General features: G+C 73.7%; 17 protein-coding genes. 6 read left to right on the top strand and 11 right to left on the bottom strand.

The window, feature by feature from the left end:
• From CLV35_RS14745 to CLV35_RS14735, 3 genes are read right to left on the bottom strand one after another with little or no spacing between them, the layout of a single operon-like run.
• The gene (locus CLV35_RS14745; protein WP_121194237.1) at positions 1–1,431 is read right to left on the bottom strand and encodes a gamma-aminobutyraldehyde dehydrogenase; all 1,431 of its coding nucleotides are present in this window, start codon (positions 1,429–1,431) and stop codon (positions 1–3) included.
• A gap of 45 nt (positions 1,432–1,476) precedes the next feature.
• Positions 1,477–2,997, bottom strand: a complete 1,521-nt coding sequence (locus CLV35_RS14740) for a CoA-acylating methylmalonate-semialdehyde dehydrogenase (RefSeq protein ID WP_231121835.1) — start codon at positions 2,995–2,997, stop codon at positions 1,477–1,479.
• A complete protein-coding gene (locus tag CLV35_RS14735) occupies positions 2,994–4,421 on the bottom strand; it encodes an aspartate aminotransferase family protein (protein ID WP_121194236.1) in 1,428 nt (475 codons plus the stop codon). The genes CLV35_RS14740 and CLV35_RS14735 overlap by 4 nt, the downstream gene beginning before the upstream one ends.
• A 143-nt stretch (positions 4,422–4,564) precedes the next feature.
• Between CLV35_RS14735 and CLV35_RS14730 the strand changes: the two genes are divergently transcribed.
• The 4 genes from CLV35_RS14730 to CLV35_RS14715 are packed head-to-tail and all read left to right on the top strand — an operon-like array spanning position 4,565 to position 8,407.
• Positions 4,565–5,974: an NAD(P)/FAD-dependent oxidoreductase gene (locus CLV35_RS14730; protein WP_121194235.1), complete on the top strand. Its 1,410-nt coding sequence runs from the start codon at positions 4,565–4,567 to the stop codon at positions 5,972–5,974.
• On the top strand, positions 5,971–7,347 hold the full coding sequence (locus CLV35_RS14725) for an NAD(P)/FAD-dependent oxidoreductase (protein WP_121194234.1): 1,377 nt from the start codon (positions 5,971–5,973) through the stop codon (positions 7,345–7,347). The genes CLV35_RS14730 and CLV35_RS14725 overlap by 4 nt, the downstream gene beginning before the upstream one ends.
• A 21-nt stretch (positions 7,348–7,368) precedes the next feature.
• Positions 7,369–7,860, top strand: a complete 492-nt coding sequence (locus CLV35_RS14720) for an Lrp/AsnC family transcriptional regulator (protein WP_121194233.1) — start codon at positions 7,369–7,371, stop codon at positions 7,858–7,860.
• A 40-nt stretch (positions 7,861–7,900) separates the two neighbouring features.
• A complete protein-coding gene (locus CLV35_RS14715) occupies positions 7,901–8,407 on the top strand; it encodes a macro domain-containing protein (RefSeq protein ID WP_183061996.1) in 507 nt (168 codons plus the stop codon).
• A 15-nt stretch (positions 8,408–8,422) separates the two neighbouring features.
• Here the strand turns inward: CLV35_RS14715 and CLV35_RS14710 are convergent, their stop codons facing one another.
• From CLV35_RS14710 to CLV35_RS14695, 4 genes are all read right to left on the bottom strand, one after another.
• Entirely contained in the window at positions 8,423–10,042 is a 1,620-nt protein-coding gene (locus CLV35_RS14710) for a Na+/H+ antiporter (RefSeq protein ID WP_121194231.1), read from the bottom strand.
• Between the two features lie 42 nt (positions 10,043–10,084).
• Positions 10,085–11,071: an inorganic phosphate transporter gene (locus tag CLV35_RS14705; protein ID WP_121194230.1), complete on the bottom strand. Its 987-nt coding sequence runs from the start codon at positions 11,069–11,071 to the stop codon at positions 10,085–10,087.
• Between the two features lie 6 nt (positions 11,072–11,077).
• Complete coding sequence (locus tag CLV35_RS14700; RefSeq protein ID WP_121194229.1) at positions 11,078–11,698, bottom strand: DUF47 domain-containing protein; 621 nt, start codon at positions 11,696–11,698, stop codon at positions 11,078–11,080.
• Positions 11,699–11,791: 93 nt separating this feature from the next.
• Complete coding sequence (locus CLV35_RS14695) at positions 11,792–13,564, bottom strand: DEAD/DEAH box helicase (protein ID WP_121194228.1); 1,773 nt, start codon at positions 13,562–13,564, stop codon at positions 11,792–11,794.
• An 817-nt stretch (positions 13,565–14,381) separates the two neighbouring features.
• Here CLV35_RS14695 and CLV35_RS14690 point away from each other — a divergent pair.
• Both CLV35_RS14690 and CLV35_RS14685 read left to right on the top strand, forming a co-directional pair.
• Positions 14,382–14,678 (top strand): hypothetical protein, encoded by a 297-nt coding sequence (locus CLV35_RS14690; RefSeq protein WP_121194227.1) that lies wholly within the window; start codon positions 14,382–14,384, stop codon positions 14,676–14,678.
• A gap of 99 nt (positions 14,679–14,777) precedes the next feature.
• The gene (locus CLV35_RS14685) at positions 14,778–15,266 is read left to right on the top strand and encodes a hypothetical protein (RefSeq protein WP_121194226.1); all 489 of its coding nucleotides are present in this window, start codon (positions 14,778–14,780) and stop codon (positions 15,264–15,266) included.
• A 9-nt stretch (positions 15,267–15,275) separates the two neighbouring features.
• On the opposite strand, the gene CLV35_RS14680 is transcribed toward CLV35_RS14685, so the two are convergent.
• The 4 genes from CLV35_RS14680 to CLV35_RS14665 all read right to left on the bottom strand — a co-directional run bounded on the left by CLV35_RS14680 (position 15,276) and on the right by CLV35_RS14665 (position 17,957).
• Positions 15,276–15,560: a DUF3039 domain-containing protein gene (locus CLV35_RS14680; RefSeq protein WP_121194225.1), complete on the bottom strand. Its 285-nt coding sequence runs from the start codon at positions 15,558–15,560 to the stop codon at positions 15,276–15,278.
• Positions 15,561–15,622: 62 nt separating this feature from the next.
• On the bottom strand, positions 15,623–16,222 hold the full coding sequence (locus tag CLV35_RS14675) for a YqgE/AlgH family protein (RefSeq protein ID WP_121194224.1): 600 nt from the start codon (positions 16,220–16,222) through the stop codon (positions 15,623–15,625).
• Positions 16,219–16,572: a VanZ family protein gene (locus CLV35_RS14670; RefSeq protein ID WP_121194223.1), complete on the bottom strand. Its 354-nt coding sequence runs from the start codon at positions 16,570–16,572 to the stop codon at positions 16,219–16,221. Before CLV35_RS14670 ends, CLV35_RS14675 begins: the two co-directional genes overlap by 4 nt.
• Positions 16,569–17,957, bottom strand: coding sequence for an NAD-dependent malic enzyme (locus tag CLV35_RS14665; RefSeq protein WP_121194222.1), 1,389 nt, complete (start codon positions 17,955–17,957; stop codon positions 16,569–16,571). The genes CLV35_RS14670 and CLV35_RS14665 overlap by 4 nt, the downstream gene beginning before the upstream one ends.
• Positions 17,958–17,986: the final 29 nt, after the last annotated feature.

Below are 17,986 nucleotides of genomic sequence, written 5' to 3'. Positions count from 1 at the left end.
CTAGCTCTCGATGTAGGACATGACGTGCTTGATGCGGGTGTAGTCCTCGAACCCGTAGACCGAGAGGTCCTTGCCGTAGCCCGAGTGCTTGAAGCCGCCGTGCGGCATCTCGGCCACGATCGGGATGTGGGTGTTGATCCACACGCAGCCGAAGTCGAGGCGCTTGGCCATGCGCATGGCGCGGCCGTGGTCCTTGGTCCAGACGCTGGAGGCGAGCCCGTAGCGCGAGGAGTTGGCCCAGCGGACCGCGAGGTCCTCGTCGTCGAAGCGCTGCACGGTGATGACCGGGCCGAACACCTCGTCGGTGACGATCTCGTCGCCCTGCTGCAGCCCCGAGACCACGGTGGGCGCGTAGAAGTAGCCGCGGTCGCCGACGCGCGAGCCGCCCGCGTCGACCGAGGCGTGGTCGGGCAGCCGGTCGAGGAAGCCCGCGACGCGGTCGAGCTGGCTGGCGTTGTTGAGCGGGCCGAACGCGGCGTCGGGGTTCGACGGCGCGCCGGTGACGGTGGCGCGGGCCTGCTCGGCCAGCGCGGCGGTGAAGTCGTCGGCCACGCGCGGCCCGACGATGACCCGGGTGGCGGCGGTGCAGTCCTGCCCGGCGTTGAAGTAGCCGGCCCCGGCGATGCCCTCGGCCGCGGCCTCGATGTCGGCGTCGTCGAAGACGAGCACCGGCGCCTTGCCGCCGAGCTCGAGGTGGACGCGCTTGAGGTCGTCGGCCGCCGAGCGCGCGACCTCCATGCCGGCGCGCACCGAGCCGGTGATCGAGGCCATGGCCGCGGTCTGGTGGGTGACGACCGCGCGCCCGGTGTCGCGGTCGCCGCACACGACGTTGAAGACGCCCGGGGGCAGGAACTCGTTGAGGATCTCGCCGAACACGGCGGTGGTGACCGGCGTCGTGTCGCTGGGCTTGAGCACGACGGCGTTGCCCGCGGCGATGGCCGGCGCCCACTTCCAGACGGCCATCATCATCGGGTAGTTCCAGGGCGTCACCTGCGCGCAGACGCCGACGGGCTCGCGGCGCACGAAGGAGGTGTGGCCCGCCATGTACTCGCCCGCCGAGCGGCCCTCGAGCATGCGCGCCGCGCCCGCGAAGAAGCGGATCTGGTCGACCATGGGAGGGATCTCCTCGTCCATGGTGAGCTGCACCGGCTTGCCGGTGTTCTCGGACTCGAGCGCCACCAGCTCCTCGGCCCGCGCCTCGATGGCGTCGGCGATGCGCAGCAGGGCCAGCTGCCGCTCGGCCGGCGTGGTGTCGCGCCAGACCTCGAAGCCCTCGGCCGCGGCGGCCATCGCCGCGTCGACGTCGGCCGACGAGGACAGCGGCGCCGTGCCGAAGACCTCGCCGGTGCTCGGGTCGAGCAGGTCGGTCGTGCGCCCGTCGGCAGCCGGCTGCTGCTTGCCGCCGATGGTGTTCAGGACCTCGCGTGCCATCCGGACTCCTCCGTGTCTCTCGAGCTCTCAGGGTCTCGCGTGCGATCAGGCATTGGTCGGGAAGCCGAGGTCGATGCCACCGTGGCTCGGGTCGAGCCAGCGGCTGGTGACCACCTTGGCACGCGTGAAGAACTGCACGCCGTCGGTGCCGTGCGCGTGCAGGTCTCCGAAGAGCGAGCTCTTCCAGCCGCCGAAGGAGTAGTAGGCCATGGGCACGGGCACCGGCACGTTGATGCCGATCATGCCGACCTCGACCTCGTGCTGGAAGCGGCGGGCCGCTCCCCCGTCGTTGGTGAAGATGGCGGTGCCGTTGCCGTAGGGGTTGGCGTTGACCAGCGCGAGCGCCTCGTCGTAGGAGCCGACCCGCACGACGGACAGGACGGGACCGAAGATCTCGTCGGTGTAGACGCTCATCGCGGGCTCGACGTGGTCGAGCAGCGTCGGGCCGAGGAAGAAGCCCTCCCCCTCGGCGTCGGTCTCGGGAGTGCGCCCGTCGACGACGACCGTCGCACCGGCCGCCTCGCCGGCGTCGACGTACGAGGCCACCTTGTCGCGGTGCGCACCGGTGATCAGCGGGCCCATGTCGCACGAGCGCCGGCCGTCACCGACGACCAGGCCGGTCGCGCGCTCGGCGATGCGGCGTACGAGCTCGTCGCCCACCGGCTCCACCGCGACCACCGCGCTGACGGCCATGCACCGCTCGCCAGCCGAGCCGAACCCCGCGTTGACGGCGGCGTCGGCCGCGAGGTCGAGGTCGGCGTCGGGCAGCACCACCATGTGGTTCTTCGCTCCGCCGAGCGCCTGCACGCGCTTGCCGTGGGAGGTGGCCGTCTCGTAGACGTAGCGCGCGACCGGCGTCGAGCCGACGAACGAGACCGCCTTGACGTCGGGGTGCTCGAGCAGCCGGTCGACCGCGACCTTGTCGCCCTGCACCACGGTGAAGACGCCGTCGGGCAGCCCGGCCTCGGCCCACAGACGGGCGAGCAGCAGCGAGGCCGAGGGGTCCTTCTCGCTCGGCTTCAGCACGACCGCGTTGCCGGCCGCGATCGCGATGGGGAAGAACCACATCGGGACCATGGCGGGGAAGTTGAAGGGGCTGATGACCGCCACGACCCCGAGGGGCTGGCGCAGCGACGAGACGTCGACGTTGGTCGACGCGCCCTCGGTGAAGCTGCCCTTGAGAAGGTGCGGCATGCCGCACGCGAACTCGACGACCTCGAGACCACGTGAGACCTCCCCGGCCGCGTCGGAGAGGACCTTGCCGTGCTCGGCGGTGATGACGGCCGCGAGCTCGTCGCGGTGCACCGCGAGCAGCTCGCGGAACGCGAAGAGCACGGAGGTGCGCCGGCTGAGCGAGGTCTCGCGCCACTGCGACGCCGCGCGCGACGCGCCGGCGACCGCGAGGTCGACGTCGGCCGCCGAGGCGAAGCACACCGAGCGGGCGACGGCTCCGGTTGCGGGGTCGTAGACGTCGCCGCGCCGGCTCGCGTCGCCCTCGTGGGGCGCGCCGTCGACCCAGTGGGTCACCAGGTCGGGCAGCGCGCCCGCAGGAGGAGCGAGGGTCACAGCAGCGTCCACGCCTCGGTCAGCGTGCTGCGCAGGACCTGCTCGATCTCGTCGAAGTGCGACTGGTCGCAGATGAGCGGCGGGGCCAGCTGCACGACCGGGTCGCCGCGGTCGTCGGCCCGGCAGTAGAGCCCGTTGTCGAACAGCGCCCGCGAGAGGAACCCGCGCAGCAGCCGCTCGGACTCGTCGGCGTCGAAGGTCTGCTTGGTCGCCTTGTCCTTGACGAGCTCGATGCCGTAGAAGTAGCCGTCGCCGCGCACGTCGCCGACGATCGGCAGGTCGGTGAGCTTCTCCAGCGTCGCGCGGAACGCGGCCTCGTTGGCCAGGACGTGGGCGTTGAGGCCCTCGCGGTCGAAGATGTCGAGGTTCTCCATCGCCACGGCGGCCGAGACGGGGTGACCACCGAAGGTGTAGCCGTGGGGGAAGTAGGTCTCGCCCTTGAGGAACGGCTCCATGAGCCGCTCGCTGGCGATCATCGCGCCGATCGGCGAGTAGCCCGAGGTCATGCCCTTCGCGCAGGTGATCATGTCGGGCACGTAGCCGAACTTGTCGCACGCGAAGGTGGTGCCCAGCCGGCCGAACGCGCAGATGACCTCGTCGGAGACCAGCAGGACGTCGTAGGTGTCGCAGATCTCGCGGACCCGCTCGAAGTACCCCGGCGGCGGCGGGAAGCAGCCGCCGCTGTTCTGCACCGGCTCGAGGAAGACCGCCGCCACGGTGTCGGGGCCCTCGAACAGGATCGCCTGCTCGATCTGGTCGGCGGCCCAACGGCCGAAGGCGACCGGGTCGTCGCCGTGCGCCTCTGCGCGGTAGATGTTGGTGTTCGGCACCTTGTGGGCGCCGGGCACCAGGGGCTCGAAGTACTTCTTGGCGTCAGGGATGCCGGTGATGCTCAGGGCGCCGTGCGGCGTGCCGTGGTAGGCCACGGCCCGGCTGATGACCTTGTGCTTCATGGGCTTGCCGGTGAGCTTGAAGTACTGCTTGGCCAGCTTCCACGCGGTCTCGACCGCCTCGCCGCCACCCGTGGTGAAGAAGACCCGGTTGAGGTCCCCCGGAGCGGCGTCGGCGAGCCGCTCCGCCAGCCGGATCGCGTTCGGGTGGGCGTAGCTCCACACCGGGAAGAAGGCGAGCTCCGAGGCCTGCCGCGCGGCGGCCTCGGCCAGCTCGCGGCGGCCGTGGCCGGCCTGCACGACGAACAGCCCCGCCAGCCCGTCGAGGTAGCGCTTCCCGCGCACGTCGTAGATGTAGGCGCCCTCGCCGCGGGCGATGATCGGCACCTCGGAGTCCTGGTAGGTCGACATGCGCGTGAAGTGCATCCACAGGTGGTCGCGCGCCGACGCGGCGAGCGAGGCGGCCTCGCCGGAGGCGGCGTCGGTGGCCGCGCCGTCCTGCGGTGCAGCGGTCAGCTGTTCGCTCACGGTCATGGGGAGGGCCTCCGCAGTGCGGTCGTCCGTGCCGCAGCGGTCGCCGCGGCTCCCCCTTTATGGCAGATCAGGTTGCCGTTGACAAGGGATTCCGTTGCCACGATGCTCCATCGCAACGGTTTCGAGCGCCCGGAGGACTACGCATGCCAGCCCGCAGCCGTGCCGCCGCGCTCGTGGCCGGCGCGGCCCCGGTGCCCTACTGGCTCGACGCCGCTGCTCCGGTCGAGCCCGCACCTCCCCTCGAGCAGGACACCCGCGCCCAGCTGGTCGTCGTGGGCGGCGGCTACGGCGGCCTGTGGACCGCCCTGCTCGCCAAGGAGCGCGACCCCGGCGCCGACGTGCTGCTCGTCGAGGGCGGCCGGGTCGGCGCCGCCGCGTCGGGCCGCAACGGCGGCTTCTGCTCCTCGAGCCTCACTCACGGGCTGCTCAACGGGCTGTCGCGCTGGCCCGACGAGCTCGAGCAGCTCGAGGCGATGGGCCGCGACAACCTCGACGCCATCGAGGCGACGCTGGCCCGGTACGGCATCGACTGCGACTGGCGGCGCACCGGCGACCTGACCGTCGCCGTCGCGCCCTGGCAGCTCGCCGGCCTGGCGGAGACCGCGGAGGCGACAACCCGGGTCGGCGGGAAGCTCGAGCTCCTCGACGCTCCGGCCACGCGCGCCCTGGTCCGCTCACCCACCTACCTCGGCGGACTGCTCGACCGCGACGGCGTCGCGCTGGTCGACCCGGCGCGGCTCGCCCACGGCCTGCTCGACGCCTGCCGGACCCTCGGCGTACGCGTCGCCGAGCACTCCCCCGTGCGCCGGCTGCGCGCCGGGCGCGGCGGCGGCGTCACGCTCTCCACCGACCGCGCCGAGGTCCGGGCCGAGCGGGTGGCGCTGGCCACCAACGCGTACCCCTCGCTGCTGCGGCGCGTGCGCCCGCTGACCGTGCCCGTCTACGACCACGTGCTGGTGACCGAGCCGCTGAGCCCCGAGCAGTGGGAGTCGGTGGGCTGGCGCGGCGGCCAGGGCGTCTCCGACGCGGGCAACCAGTTCCACTACTACCGCCCGACCGCCGACGGGCGCGTCCTGTGGGGCGGCTACGACGCGGTCTACCACTACGGTCGCCGCGTCAGCCCGGCGCACGACCAGCGCCTCGAGACCTCGGTGACGCTGGCCGAGCACTTCGCCCAGACCTTCCCGCAGCTCGCCGACGTGCGGTTCACCCACCGCTGGGGCGGCGCGATCGACGCGTCGACCCGCTTCGCCGCGTTCTTCGGCACGGCGTGCGGAGGCCGAGTGGCCTACTCCGGCGGCTACACCGGGCTCGGCGTCGGCGCCACCCGCTTCGGCGCGCAGGTGGTGCTCGACCTGCTCGAGGGCTCCGACACCGAGCGCACGAGGTTGCAGATGGTGCGCCGGCGGCCGCTGCCCTTCCCGCCCGACCCGGTCGGCTGGGCGGGCATCCAGGCGACGCGCTGGTCGCTGGCGCGCGCCGACTCGCACGACGGGCGCCGCAACCTGTGGCTGCGCGGACTCGACAGCATCGGGATGGGCTTCGACTCGTGACCACCACCTCCCCCTACGCCGGCCTCTCGCTGTGGCACGCGACGCTCGACGACGACTACGCGCCCCGGCCCGCGCTCGCCGGCGACCTCCAGGCCGACGTCGCGATCGTGGGCGCCGGCTTCACCGGCCTCTGGACGGCCTACTACCTCGCCCATGCCGACCCCGGGCTGCGCATCGTGGTGCTGGAGAAGGAGGTCGCCGGCTTCGGCGCCTCCGGGCGCAACGGCGGCTGGTGCAGCGCGCTGTTCCCGGCCTCGTGGTCCACCGTCGCGCGCCGCAGCAGCGCCGAGGCCGCCCGCTCCCTCGCGGCGGCCATGCGCGACACCGTCGACGAGGTCGTGCGCGTGGCGCACGACGAGGGCATCGACGACACCGTGGCCAAGGGCGGCACGGTCGTCGCGGCGCGCACGCCGGTGCAGCTCGAGCGCGCCCGCGAGCACGCGGCCGACGCGCGCACCTGGCACGACGACGTCACCCTGCTCAGCGCCGCCGAGACGCAGGAGCGGGTCACCATGACCGGCGTGCTCGGCGGCACCTGGACGCCCGACTGCGCCGTCGTCCACCCCGCGCGGCTGGTCCGCGGCCTGGCGCGGGCGGTCGAGCGGCTCGGCGTCACGGTCCACGAGCAGACGGAGGTGACGGCGCTGGAGGCGGGCAGCGTACGCACCTCGCGCGGCACCGTGCACGCACGCTTCGTCGTGCGCGCCACGGAGGGGTTCACCGCCCGGCTGGACGGCCACCGGCGCGACATCGCGCCGGTCTACTCCCTCATGGTCGCGACCGAGCCCCTGCCGCAGGCGGTGTGGGAGGAGGTCGGGCTCGCCGGGCGCGAGACGTTCTCCGACTACCGGCACCTGATCATCTACGGCCAGCGCACGGCCGACGGCCGGCTCGCCTTCGGCGGGCGAGGGGCGCCCTACCACTTCGGCTCGGCGGTCCGGCCCGGCTTCGACACCGACGGCGCGACGCACGCCGCGCTCGAGGGCCTGCTCCGCGAGCTGTTCCCGGCCGTGCGCGACGCCGCGGTCACCCACCGGTGGGGCGGCCCCCTCGGCATCCCGCGCGACTGGTACGCGTCGGTCGGCCTCGACCCCGCGACCGGGCTCGGGTGGGCCGGCGGCTACGTCGGAGACGGCGTCGGCACGGCAAACCTCGCCGGCCGCACGCTCGCCGACCTCGTGCTCGGCCGGTCGACGGCGCTCACCCGGCTGCCGTGGGTCGGGCACCGCTCGCCCCGCTGGGAGCCGGAGCCGCTGCGCTGGCTCGGCGTCAACGCCGGGCTGCGCGCCATGACCTTCGCCGACACCGAGGAGCGCCTCACCGGGCGCGCCTCGGTCGCTGCCCGCGTGTTCGGAAGGCTGACCGGCCACTGAGCCGGCGAGGAGGACCCACCCGTGACCGCAGACCCAGCCCGCCCTCCGTCGCGCACCCGCCTCGACGCGATCGACCGGGCGCTGATCGCCGAGCTGCAGACCGACGGCCGCGCGTCCTACGCCGCGCTCGCCAAGGTCGTCGGGCTCTCGGAGGCGGCGGCCCGCCAGCGCGTTCAGCGGCTGCTCGCCGGCGGCGTGATGCAGGTCGTCGCCGTGACCGACCCGCTGACCGTCGACCTCGCCCGCCAGGCCATGATCGGCGTCAAGGCCGACGGCGACACCCGCGAGGTCGCCCGCCTGCTGGCCGAGCTGCCCCAGGTGGACTACGTCGTGCTGTGCGGCGGCACCTTCGACATCCTGTGCGAGGTCACCTGCGAGGACGACGAGCAGCTGCTCACCCTGCTCAACGACTCGATCCGGCTGGTGCCCGGCATCCGCAGCACCGAGACCTTCATCTACCTCAAGCTGGTCAAGCAGACCTACGCCTGGAGCGGGGCGCTCGGCTCGGGCTGAGGGCGTGTGCGCCGGTGCTCCGGCGGGGCAGAGTGGACCCGTGCGCGTACGTCTGCTGCTCGGCACCCCCGAGAGCGAGGCCTGCGACGCCCTCGTGCGCATCGCGCCGCCCGAGCTGGTCGGCCGCACGCCCGACCGGGTCCTGGCCGCGGCCGGCGCCGAGGTGACGGCGCTGTGCCGGGCGCTGCGCCACGACGTCTTCCGCCGCGGCGTGCCCGAGGGCGAGGCCGTCACCACGCCCGGCGGCGACCTGCCGGCGCGCTGGCTCGTGCACGTGGTCGTGCCGGCGTGGTCGGTGCGCGACGAGCGCAGGTGGCTGCTGGCCCGCTGCTACCGCTCGGTGCTCGCGGCGGCCGACGACGTCGGGGCCCGCGAGCTGGTGATGGCGCCGCTCGGCACGCACGCGCCCTACTGGCCGCTCGACGTGCTGGTCGGCACCTGCCTCGGCACCGTGCTCAACACCCCGACGCGCGTGGAGGAGGTACGCCTGGTGCTCGCCAGCGCGTCGGTGCTCGAGCGCTTCGCCGAGGCCCTCGCGCGGCGCTGAGCCGCGCCGCGCGCCTCAGCTCGACGGGCGGCGCGGCAGCGTGTGCTCCTCGTGGTCGAGCTCGCGCTCGAGCACGCGGAGGCTGGCGTCGGGCAGCCGGCCGGCGTCGCGCCAGCGCAGCAGCTCCTCGCGCTGGGCGTCGAGCACCGCGCGCCGGGTGCGCAGCGCCGCGACGTAGCTGTCGGAGACGGGCAGCTCGCCGTCCTCGGCGCTCTCGAGCACCTGCAGCCGCTTGCGGTAGCGCGCGAGCCGCGCGCTCAGCGAGGCGCGGATCGACTCGACCGCCTCCGGCGCGAGCTCCTCCTCGGCGGCGACCCGCTCGAGGCGCGCGAGGCCGGCCTCCACCGAGGCCACCCGCGCCTGGTTGCGCAGCTGCGCCAGGTCGGCGGCGTCGGGCCGCAGCCCTACGGCGTGGACCAGCGCGGTGAAGCTGAGCCCCTGGCCGACCAGCGTCACCAGCACCACGAGGTAGGTGCAGAACAGCAGCAGGTCGCGCTCGTGCATCGGCGAGCCGTCGTCGAGGGCGAGCGGCAGGGTGAAGATCGCCGCCAGGCTGATGACCCCGCGGGTGCCGGCCCAGCTCATGACCACGACCTCGCCGCCGGAGAGCCGTCGGCCGTCACTGGGGCCGCCGCCGAGCTGGGCGTGCAGCGCGCGCGGCAGCAGCTGGGTGAGCACCAGCCACGCCGGGCGCAGCAGGAGCACGACCGCGAGCGTGCCCACCGCCGCCCGGACGACCTCGGAGGTGGAGTAGGCGTCGAGGCCCTCCACGACCGTGGGCACCTGCTGCCCGATGAGCAGGAAGACGAAGCCCTCGAGCAGGAAGTCGACCAGGCGCCACACGGCCGTCGCCTGCAGGCGGCTGGCGCCGGAGGTGAAGCGCGGCGAGTCGTGCCCGACGACCAGGCCGGTCACGACCACGGCGAGGACTCCGGACACGTGGAGCTCCTCGCCGAGCAGGTAGGCGGCGAACGGCACGGCGAGCGAGACGCTGGAGTCGAGGACCGGGTCGTGCAGCAGCGGGCGCACCCGGCGCACGACCAGGGCCACGAACAGCCCGACCGCCAGGCCGCCGGCGGCCGCGACGACGAAGCGCAGCGACGCGTCGCCCATGGAGAAGCTGCCGCTCGTGGCCGCGGTGACCGCCACGGTGAAGGTCGTCAGCGCGGTGGCGTCGTTGAGCAGCCCCTCGCCCTCGATCAGCGTGATCAGCCTGGCCGGGAGCCCGGCGCGGCGCCCGATCGCGAGCGCGGCCACCGGGTCGGGAGGCGACGCGGCCGCGCCGAGCGCCACGGCCGCGGCGAACCCGACCTCGGGCACCAGCGCGTGCACGGCCACGCCGACGAGCAGGGAGGTGGCGAGCACGAGGGCGACCGAGAGGGAGACGACGCTGCGCAGGTTCTCGCGGATGGCGCTGAGCGAGGAGTGCAGCGCCGCGCTGTAGAGCAGGGGAGGCAGGACCAGCGTCAGCACGACCTCGGGGTCGAGCTCGACGTTGGGCCCGGGGAGCAGGCTGTAGACGACGCCGGTGACCGTGAGCAGCACCGCTGCGGGCAGGCGGGCTCGGTCGGCCAGCACCTGCACCGCGACCATGACCGCCAGGGCGGCGATGGTGAAGACCAGCACGTGCAGCACTCGGGCACCCTCCTCCGCCGGGTGCGGGCTGGACCACCGGCGCTAGACGACCACGTGCAGGACACCGTAGGCGAGGGCACCGACGAGCCCCGCCGCCGGAAGGGTCACGACCCAGGCCACGAGGATGCCTCCTGCGATGTTCCAGCGCACCGCCGACAGGCTGCGCGTGGCGCCGACGCCCATCAGCGAGCTGGTCGTCACGTGGGTGGTCGAGACCGGCAGGCCCCAGTGCGACGCGCCGTAGAGCACGGCCGAGGCGACGGTCTGGGCGGCGAAGCCCGAGGTGTTGTCGACCTTGAAGACCTTGCGACCGAGCGTGCGGATGATCCGGTAGCCGCCCGCGTAGGTCCCCAGGCTGAGCGAGAGGGCGCAGGCGAACACCACCCAGAACGGCACCTCGAAGCTCGAGAGGTGCCCGGTGGTGAGCAGCGCGAGCGTGATGACGCCCATGGTCTTCTGCGCGTCCTGCAGGCCGTGGCCGAGCGACATGGCGCCGGCGGCGACGATCTGGCCGTAGCGGAACCAGTGCTTGGCGCGGTGCGGGTTGGCCCGCCGGAACGCCCACATGATCGCCAGCATGAACAGGAAGCCCAGCACCAGGCCGACCACGGGCGAGACCACCATGGGCACGAGCACCTTCTCGCGCACGGCGTGCCAGTGCACCGAGGCGCCGGCCGCCAGCGCCGCCCCCACCAGCCCGCCGATCAGCGCGTGCGAGGACGACGACGGGATGCCGAACCACCAGGTGACCAGGTTCCACGACATCGCGCCGAGCACCGCGGCTGCCACGACGGTCAGGCCCGCCGTCCCGTCGGGCGGGTCGATGACGCCGCCGACGGTGTTGGCGACCGCGGTGGAGATGTGCGCGCCGACGAGGTTCATGACGGCCGCGAGCGCCAGGGCCGTACGCGGTCGCAGCGCCCGCGTCGACACGGTCGTCGCGATCGCGTTGGCCGCGTCGTGGAAGCCGTTGGTGTAGTCGAAGGCCAGTGCGACGACGATGAACAGCACGAGGCCGAGCGTCTCCACGAGCGGTCAGCTCTCCTTGGCGACGATCGTCTGCACCGCGTCGGCGACGTGCTCGAGGGCGTCGGCGGCCCCTTCGAGGATGTCGAGGACCTCCTTGACCTTGAGCACGTGCAGCGCGTCGTAGCCGCCGCGGAAGAGGTCGCCGATCATCTCGCGGTAGAGCTGGTCGGCCTCGTTCTCGAGCCGGTTGACCTCGATCCAGTAGTCCTCCAGCCCCTTCATCGTGCGCAGGCGGGGCATGGCCTGCGAGGTCAGCTCGCTGCCGCGCAGCAGGACGTCGGCGACCGAGGCGGCCTTGGCCGGGAGACCGTCGACGCCGTAGAGGACGACCCGGTCGCCGGCCTCCTCCATCAGGTCGAGCACGTCGTCGAGGCGGCTGGCGAGCCGGTAGATGTCCTCGCGGTCGAACGGCGTCACGAACGTCGTGTTGACCTTGCGCAGGATCGTGTGGGTGATGTCGTCGCCGGCGTGCTCGACCTCGCGCAGCTGCTCGGTGACGCGCAGCCGCTGGTCCGGGGACGCCGCGACGAGCTCGACGACCAGGCGGGCGCCCGCGACGATGTTCTCGCCGGCCGACGCGAACAGGTCGTAGAACTCCGGTTCTTGCGGCCGCAGTCGGAACGCCATCGTCAGGACACCTCTCGTTTCCCTACAGGAGCGACTGACAGAGTGGCAGAAGCGGAGCCACCTGCGTCGCAGGGCACTCGCGGGCAGCCGCCGTCAGGCGAGCGTGCGGCCCTTCGCGTGCCAATCGCGGATGCGGTCGATCCGCTTCTGCACGTGCTCGGCCGAGGCCGTGGAGCTCGGCGGCCCTCCGCAGGTGCGGCGCAGCTCGCCGTGGATGACCCCGTGGGGCTGGCCCGTGCGGTGGTGCCAGGCGGCCACGAGCGCGTTGAGCTCCTTGCGCAGCCCGGCCAGGGCGTCGGCGGCGATGGGGCTCGCCGCGGCGGGCTCGGGCTCGGGCGCCTTCCTGCCCCGGGCGATCTGCTTGGCCTGCCGCTGCTGGAGCAGGACGGAGACCTGGTCCGGCTCGAGGAGCCCGGGCAGCCCGAGGTAGTCCTCCTCCTCCTCGGAGCCGACCTCGGCCTGCATGCCGAACTCGCCGCCGTCGAAGAGCACCCGGTCGAAGGTCGCCTCGGCCTCGAGCGCCTCGAAGGGCAGGGCGTCGACGCCACCGTCGGGCGCGTCGCGCTGCCGGTTGGCCTCGGCCAGCAGGCCGGCCTCGGGGTCGAAGTCGTCCTCCTTGACCGGCCTGTCCAGCGCGTGGTCGCGCTCCAGCTCCATGGCGCCCGCGTGCTCGAGCAGGATGGGAACGGTGGGCAGGAAGACGCTGGCCATCTCGCCCCGGCGCCGGGCGCGGACGAACCGGCCGACCGCCTGGGCGAAGAAGAGCGGCGTGCTCGTGCTGGTGGCGTAGACGCCGACCGCCAGCCGCGGGACGTCGACGCCCTCGCTGACCATGCGCACCGCGACCATCCAGCGGGTGGTGCCGGCCGCGAACTCGGCGATCCGCTTCGAGGCGGTGGGGTCGTCGGACAGCACGACGGTCGCCGGCTCGCCGCTGATCGCGCGCAGCCGGGCCGCGTAGGCCCGTGCCGTGCTGTGGTCGGTGGCGATGACGAGGCCGGCGGCGTCGGGGACGTGGCGGCGTACCTCGCTCAGTCGGCGGTCGGCAGCGGTGAGCACCTGCGGCACCCAGTTGCCGTAGGGGTCGAGCGCAGTGCGCCACGCCTGCGAGGTGAGGTCCTTGGTGAGCGGGTCGGCGCCCAGCGTCGCGGCGACCTCGTCGCCGGCGGAGGTGCGCCAGCGCATCGAGCCGCCGTAGGCGAGGAAGATCACCGGACGCACGACGCCGTCGCGCAGCGCCTCGCCGTAGCCGTAGGAGTAGTCGGCGACCGAGCGGCGCACGCCCGCGGCGTCGCGCTCGTAGGTCACGAACGGGATGGCCGCCGTGTCGCTGCGGAAGGGAGTGCCGGTCAGCGCCAGCCGGCGCCGGGCCGGCTCGAACGCCTCGCGGACCGCGTCGCCCCAGCTCAGCGCGTCGCCGCCGTGGTGGACCTCGTCGAGGATCACGAGCGTCGGCCGGGCCTCGGTGCGGGCCCGGTGGAGCATCGGGGCCATCGCCACCTGGGCGTAGGTGACCGCGACGCCGGTCAGCCCGGCGGCGTGGGCGCCCTGCGAGTTCTTGAACTCGGGGTCGAGCTCGATGCCGACCCGGTGGGCCGCCTCAGCCCACTGCCGCTTCAGGTGCTCGGTCGGCGCCACGACCGTCACGGCGCGGATGACCCCCCGCTGCAGAAGGTCCGTGGCCAGCCGCAGGGCGAACGTGGTCTTGCCGGCGCCAGGCGTCGCGACGGCGAGGAAGTCGCGGGGGTCGCGGGAGTGGTACGCGTCGAGCGCCGCCTGCTGCCACGCGCGCAGCTTCGTGGCGGTTCCCCACGGAGCCCGGCCGGGGTAGGCGGGGGGCAGCGAGGATGCGGCGGTGGTGCTCATATGCGGGGTCGAGGCTAACCCGAGTCGGGTGCTCGACGCGCCGACGCCCCGTGGCGGCGGGCGCGTCGCGGCGGGCGCGGACGGTCAGCAGCGTGAGCCCGGTGAGCGCCAGGGCGCCGCAGTAGGCGGCCGACGCGGCGACCAGCGGCTGGCCCGAGAGCGCCCAGTAGACCGACCAGACGGTGCCGCCCGCCAGCCCCATGGCGTAGGTGCCGCGGGCGACTCCGCCCGCCGACGGCGTACGCACCAGGCGCAGCAGCTGCGGAAGCCCGATCACCAGGCCGTAGGCGGCGCCGGTCGCCGCGAGCAGGTCGGCGCGGCCGAGGGCCGCGGCGCAGACCCACAGGGCCACGAGCACGAGCGCCGCGACGTCGAGGCGACGGGGCGGGCGGTGCTGGGCGCGCGCCCGGTGCGCCAGCACCGTCGAGGTGGCGAAGGTCGTGGTGACCACGTTGCACAGCAGCTGGGCGAGGTCGTGGGCCGCGACGCCGTAGCAGAGCCAGAGGGCGTTGGCACTGGCCCCGGCGCGGATGCCCACCGCGGACAGCCCGCCGGTCTGGCCGCGCACCACGGTCCGCAGCACCTGCGGCACCTGGGCGGTCAGGTTGATCGAGACGCCGACGGTGAGCAGGGCGGGAGCGAGAGCAGGCACGTGCTCCCCGATCGGCCGCAGGGCCGGCGCACGCAGGCGCCCGAGGGCAGACATAGGTCACAGTTCAGTCGAAGGCCGTGCGCGCCGACACCCCTCTGACGCAGACTCGACTGGTCTCCGGCCCGGCGGGCCGGGAGCCCCGCTCCGACGCGAAGGGACAGCCCCGTGCACCTCGCCCTCACCGCTGCCGCGATCTTCGGGATCCTGGCCGCCGTCACCGCCCTCAGCGCGCCGCTCATCGCCTGGGTCGACCGGCGGGCTGGCGACATCACGGCCGACCGCTCCCGCATCAACTCCAGCGTCCAGGTCGTCGTGACCACGGCCGCGTTCGCCACGGCCTACGCGGTCTACCCCGGCTCGGTGTCGCGCACGATGGTGGCCGGCGGCATCGCCGTGCTGTTCGGCATCGCGCTCGGCGGCGAGATCCAGGCCGAGCGGCTGCACCGCGCGTCGTCGTTCTGAGCCTGCGCGGCGAGGGACGTCGCAAGGGTGCTGGCACCACCGCGCACCCGGCTGCCAGCACGCCTGACCGGAGCTCGCCGCGTGCCTAGGTTCCTGGTCATGACGACTCCCCGCACCCGTACCCTGCTCGCTCTCGGCGCCGCCACCCTGCTCGGCGCCCAGCTCGCCGGCGCCACCAGCGCGTCGGCCGCCTCGGTGAAGCCGTGGAAGGCGCCCGAGGTCAGCTACACCAAGGGCAACGTCTTCGCCCACGGCGACTCCGCCGAGGTCCGCGCGAAGTACCGCTGCTCGCCCGGCACCGAGATGACCCACGTGTGGGTGTCGGTCAAGCAGGGGCCCGGCGACCTCACGCAGGAGGGCAGCAGCGCGATCGCCAAGGCCTACTACGACACCAACGTCGCCGGCACCGAGCCGGTGCTCACCTGCGACGGCAAGTGGAAGTTCCTCACCACGACCGTCCTGCGTCACACCGACAAGGACGCGCTGCAGGCGGGCGAGGCCTACGTGCAGTTCTGCCTCTACGCCGGCAGGGGCGAGGTCGTCGAGGGCGCGAGCTACAACCGGATGTCGACCATCAAGCTGGCCTGACCGCCGGGGCTACTCCTTGCCGTCGCCGCCGGGCGGGAGACCGTCGTAGATCTCCTTGCAGGTGGGGCACACGGGGTACCTCTGCGGGTCGCGGCTGGGCACCCACACCTTGCCGCACAGGGCGCGGATCGGCGTGCCCGTGACCATGGCCTCGACGATCTTGTCCTTGGGCGCGTAGTGCGCGAAGCGCTCGTGGTCGCCGTCGTCGGTCGGCACCCTGACGGTGTCGGGCTCCTGCTCGACCAGCGTGCCGATGCCGCCGACTCCGGGCTCGTCAAGACCAGGGACGCTCATGCCACGGATCGTACGCTGCGGCGGGCCTCCCTGCCGACGGCTCGGTCGAGCGCCGGCTCGGCTCAGTTCAGGGTCGGGTCGGCCACCCAGGTCGAGAGCAGCGAGGTCCGCCCGGGCTGCCGGCGCAGGACCGAGCGCCAGAGCTGCTCGGGGTGGGGCGAGAACGGGTCGCCCGGCAGCGCGTCGATGACGATCCACGCGTCGAGGGCGAGCTCGCCCTCGAGCTGGCCGGGCCCCCAGCCCGCGTAGCCGGCGAACACCCGCAGCGCCGCCAGCGACCCGAGCAGCAGCTCGGGCGCGACGTCGAGGTCGACCAGCCCGAGCCCGGCCCGCACGCCGCGCCACCCGGGCGGCTCGGGGTCCTCGGGAGAGGGCACGGTCGCCAGCAGGCCGAGGGCGAGCGCGTTCTCGGGGGCGACCGGCCCGCCGCGGAAGACGGTCGCGGGCTCGCCCACCGCGGAGGCCCAGGCAGGCAGGACCGAGGCGACCTCGATGTCGGTCGGCCGGTTGACGACCACGCCGAGGGCTCCGGACTCGTCGGCGTCGAGCACCAGCACGACGCTCCCGGCGAAGGACGGGTCGCTCAGCGCGGGCGAGGCCAGCAGCAGCCGCCCGGAGAGCTCCTCCTCGACCGGGGTGCCTGGGCGCTCGGGCTCTGTCATGCCCGAGGGATTCCCCGTGTGCGGCTCTCCACCCGCGAGGAGGCGAGCACCCCGAGGCCGACGCCGACCAGGTCGGCCAGCGCGTCCTGCCAGCTGCCGTCGCGGTGCGGCAGGACCGCCGACTGGAGGTACTCGCTGACCCCGGCGTGCACGACGAAGACCCCGACGACCCAGCGCCGCGGCCAGCCGGCCAGCAGCCCGAAGAGCACCGGCAGCCCGAAGATCGTGGCGTGCACGACCTTGTCGAGGTAGGGGATGCCGCCCTCGCTCGGCGCGCTCGGCGCGTAGACGGCGACGAGCTGGGCGGCGAGGGCGACCGCGAAGGCGGGCAGCCAGCGGTGGCGGGTCACCCGGCCACCGCTGCACCGCGTACGGCTGCGGCGACCGCGTCCGCGACGCCGGCGTGGAAGACGCTCGGCACGATGTAGGCGGCGTTGAGCTCGTCGGGACCGACGACCGCGGCGAGGGCGCCGGCAGCGGCGAGCAGCAGCTCGGGCGTCACCTCGCGCGACTGCGCGTCCAGCAGCCCGCGGAAGACGCCGGGGAAGGCGAGGACGTTGTTGATCTGGTTGGGGGCGTCGCTGCGCCCGGTCGCCACGACCTCGGCGTGCTCGGCCGCCTCCTGCGGGTCGATCTCGGGGTCGGGGTTCGCCAGCGCGAAGACCACCGAGCGCGGCGCCATCGTCGCGACGTCGGCGCCGGTGATGATGCCCGGCGCGGAGACGCCGATGAAGACGTCGGCGTCGCGCAGGGCGCCGTGCAGGTCGCCGGAGTAGCCACGCGGGTTGGTGCGCCGCCCGATCGCGCAGAGCCGCTCGTCGGTGTCGGGCCGGTCGGCGTGCAGGGCGCCGTGCTCGTCGCAGACCACGACGTCGCGCGCGCCGGCGGCCACCAGCAGGTCGAGGATGGCCGTGCCCGCCGCGCCCGCACCGGCCATGACGATGCGCACGTCGGACAGCTCCTTCTCCACCACCCGCAGGGCGTTGGTCAGCGCCGCGAGCACGACGATCGCGGTGCCGTGCTGGTCGTCGTGGAAGACGGGGATGTCGAGCCGCTCGCGCAGCCGCGCCTCGACCTCGAAGCAGCGCGGTGCGGAGATGTCCTCGAGGTTGATGCCGGCGAAGACCGGCGCGATGCGCACGACCGTCTCGACGATCTCGTCGACGTCCTGGGTGTCGAGGCAGATCGGGAACGCGTCGATGCCGGCGAACCGCTTGAACAGCGCGGCCTTGCCCTCCATCACCGGCATCGCCGGCAGCGGCCCCAGGTTGCCCAGCCCGAGCACTGCTGAGCCGTCGGTCACGACCGCCACGGTGTTGCGCTTGATGGTCAGGCGCCGCGCGTCGTCGGGGTTCGCCGCGATCGCCAGGCAGACCCGCGCGACGCCGGGCGTGTAGACCATCGAGAGGTCGTCGCGGTTGCGGATCGGCACCTTGCTCGTGACCTCGATCTTGCCGCCGAGATGGAGGAGGAACGTACGGTCGCTGACCTTCCCGATCGCGACGTCGGGCAGCGTACGCAGCGCCTCCACCAGCTCGCCCGCGTGCTCCGAGGAGCGCGCCGCCATCGTCACGTCGATCTGCACGCGCTGCGGCCCGGAGGCCGTGACGTCCAGGGCGGTGACGATGCCGCCTGCCTGCTCGACCGCCGCCGTCAGCCGGCTCACCGAGCCGCCGGCCGCCGGGATGTCGAGGCGGACGGTGATCGAGTAGGACACGCTCGGCAGGACGGTCATGGAGACGCATGCTGCCACTTCCGTGCGCC

Origin of the sequence: Motilibacter peucedani, from assembly GCF_003634695.1 — a bacterium.
GTDB classification, from domain to species: domain Bacteria; phylum Actinomycetota; class Actinomycetes; order Motilibacterales; family Motilibacteraceae; genus Motilibacter; species Motilibacter peucedani.
Note: the sequence above shows the minus strand (reverse complement) of the source record. Positions and strands in the feature narration are given on the sequence as shown.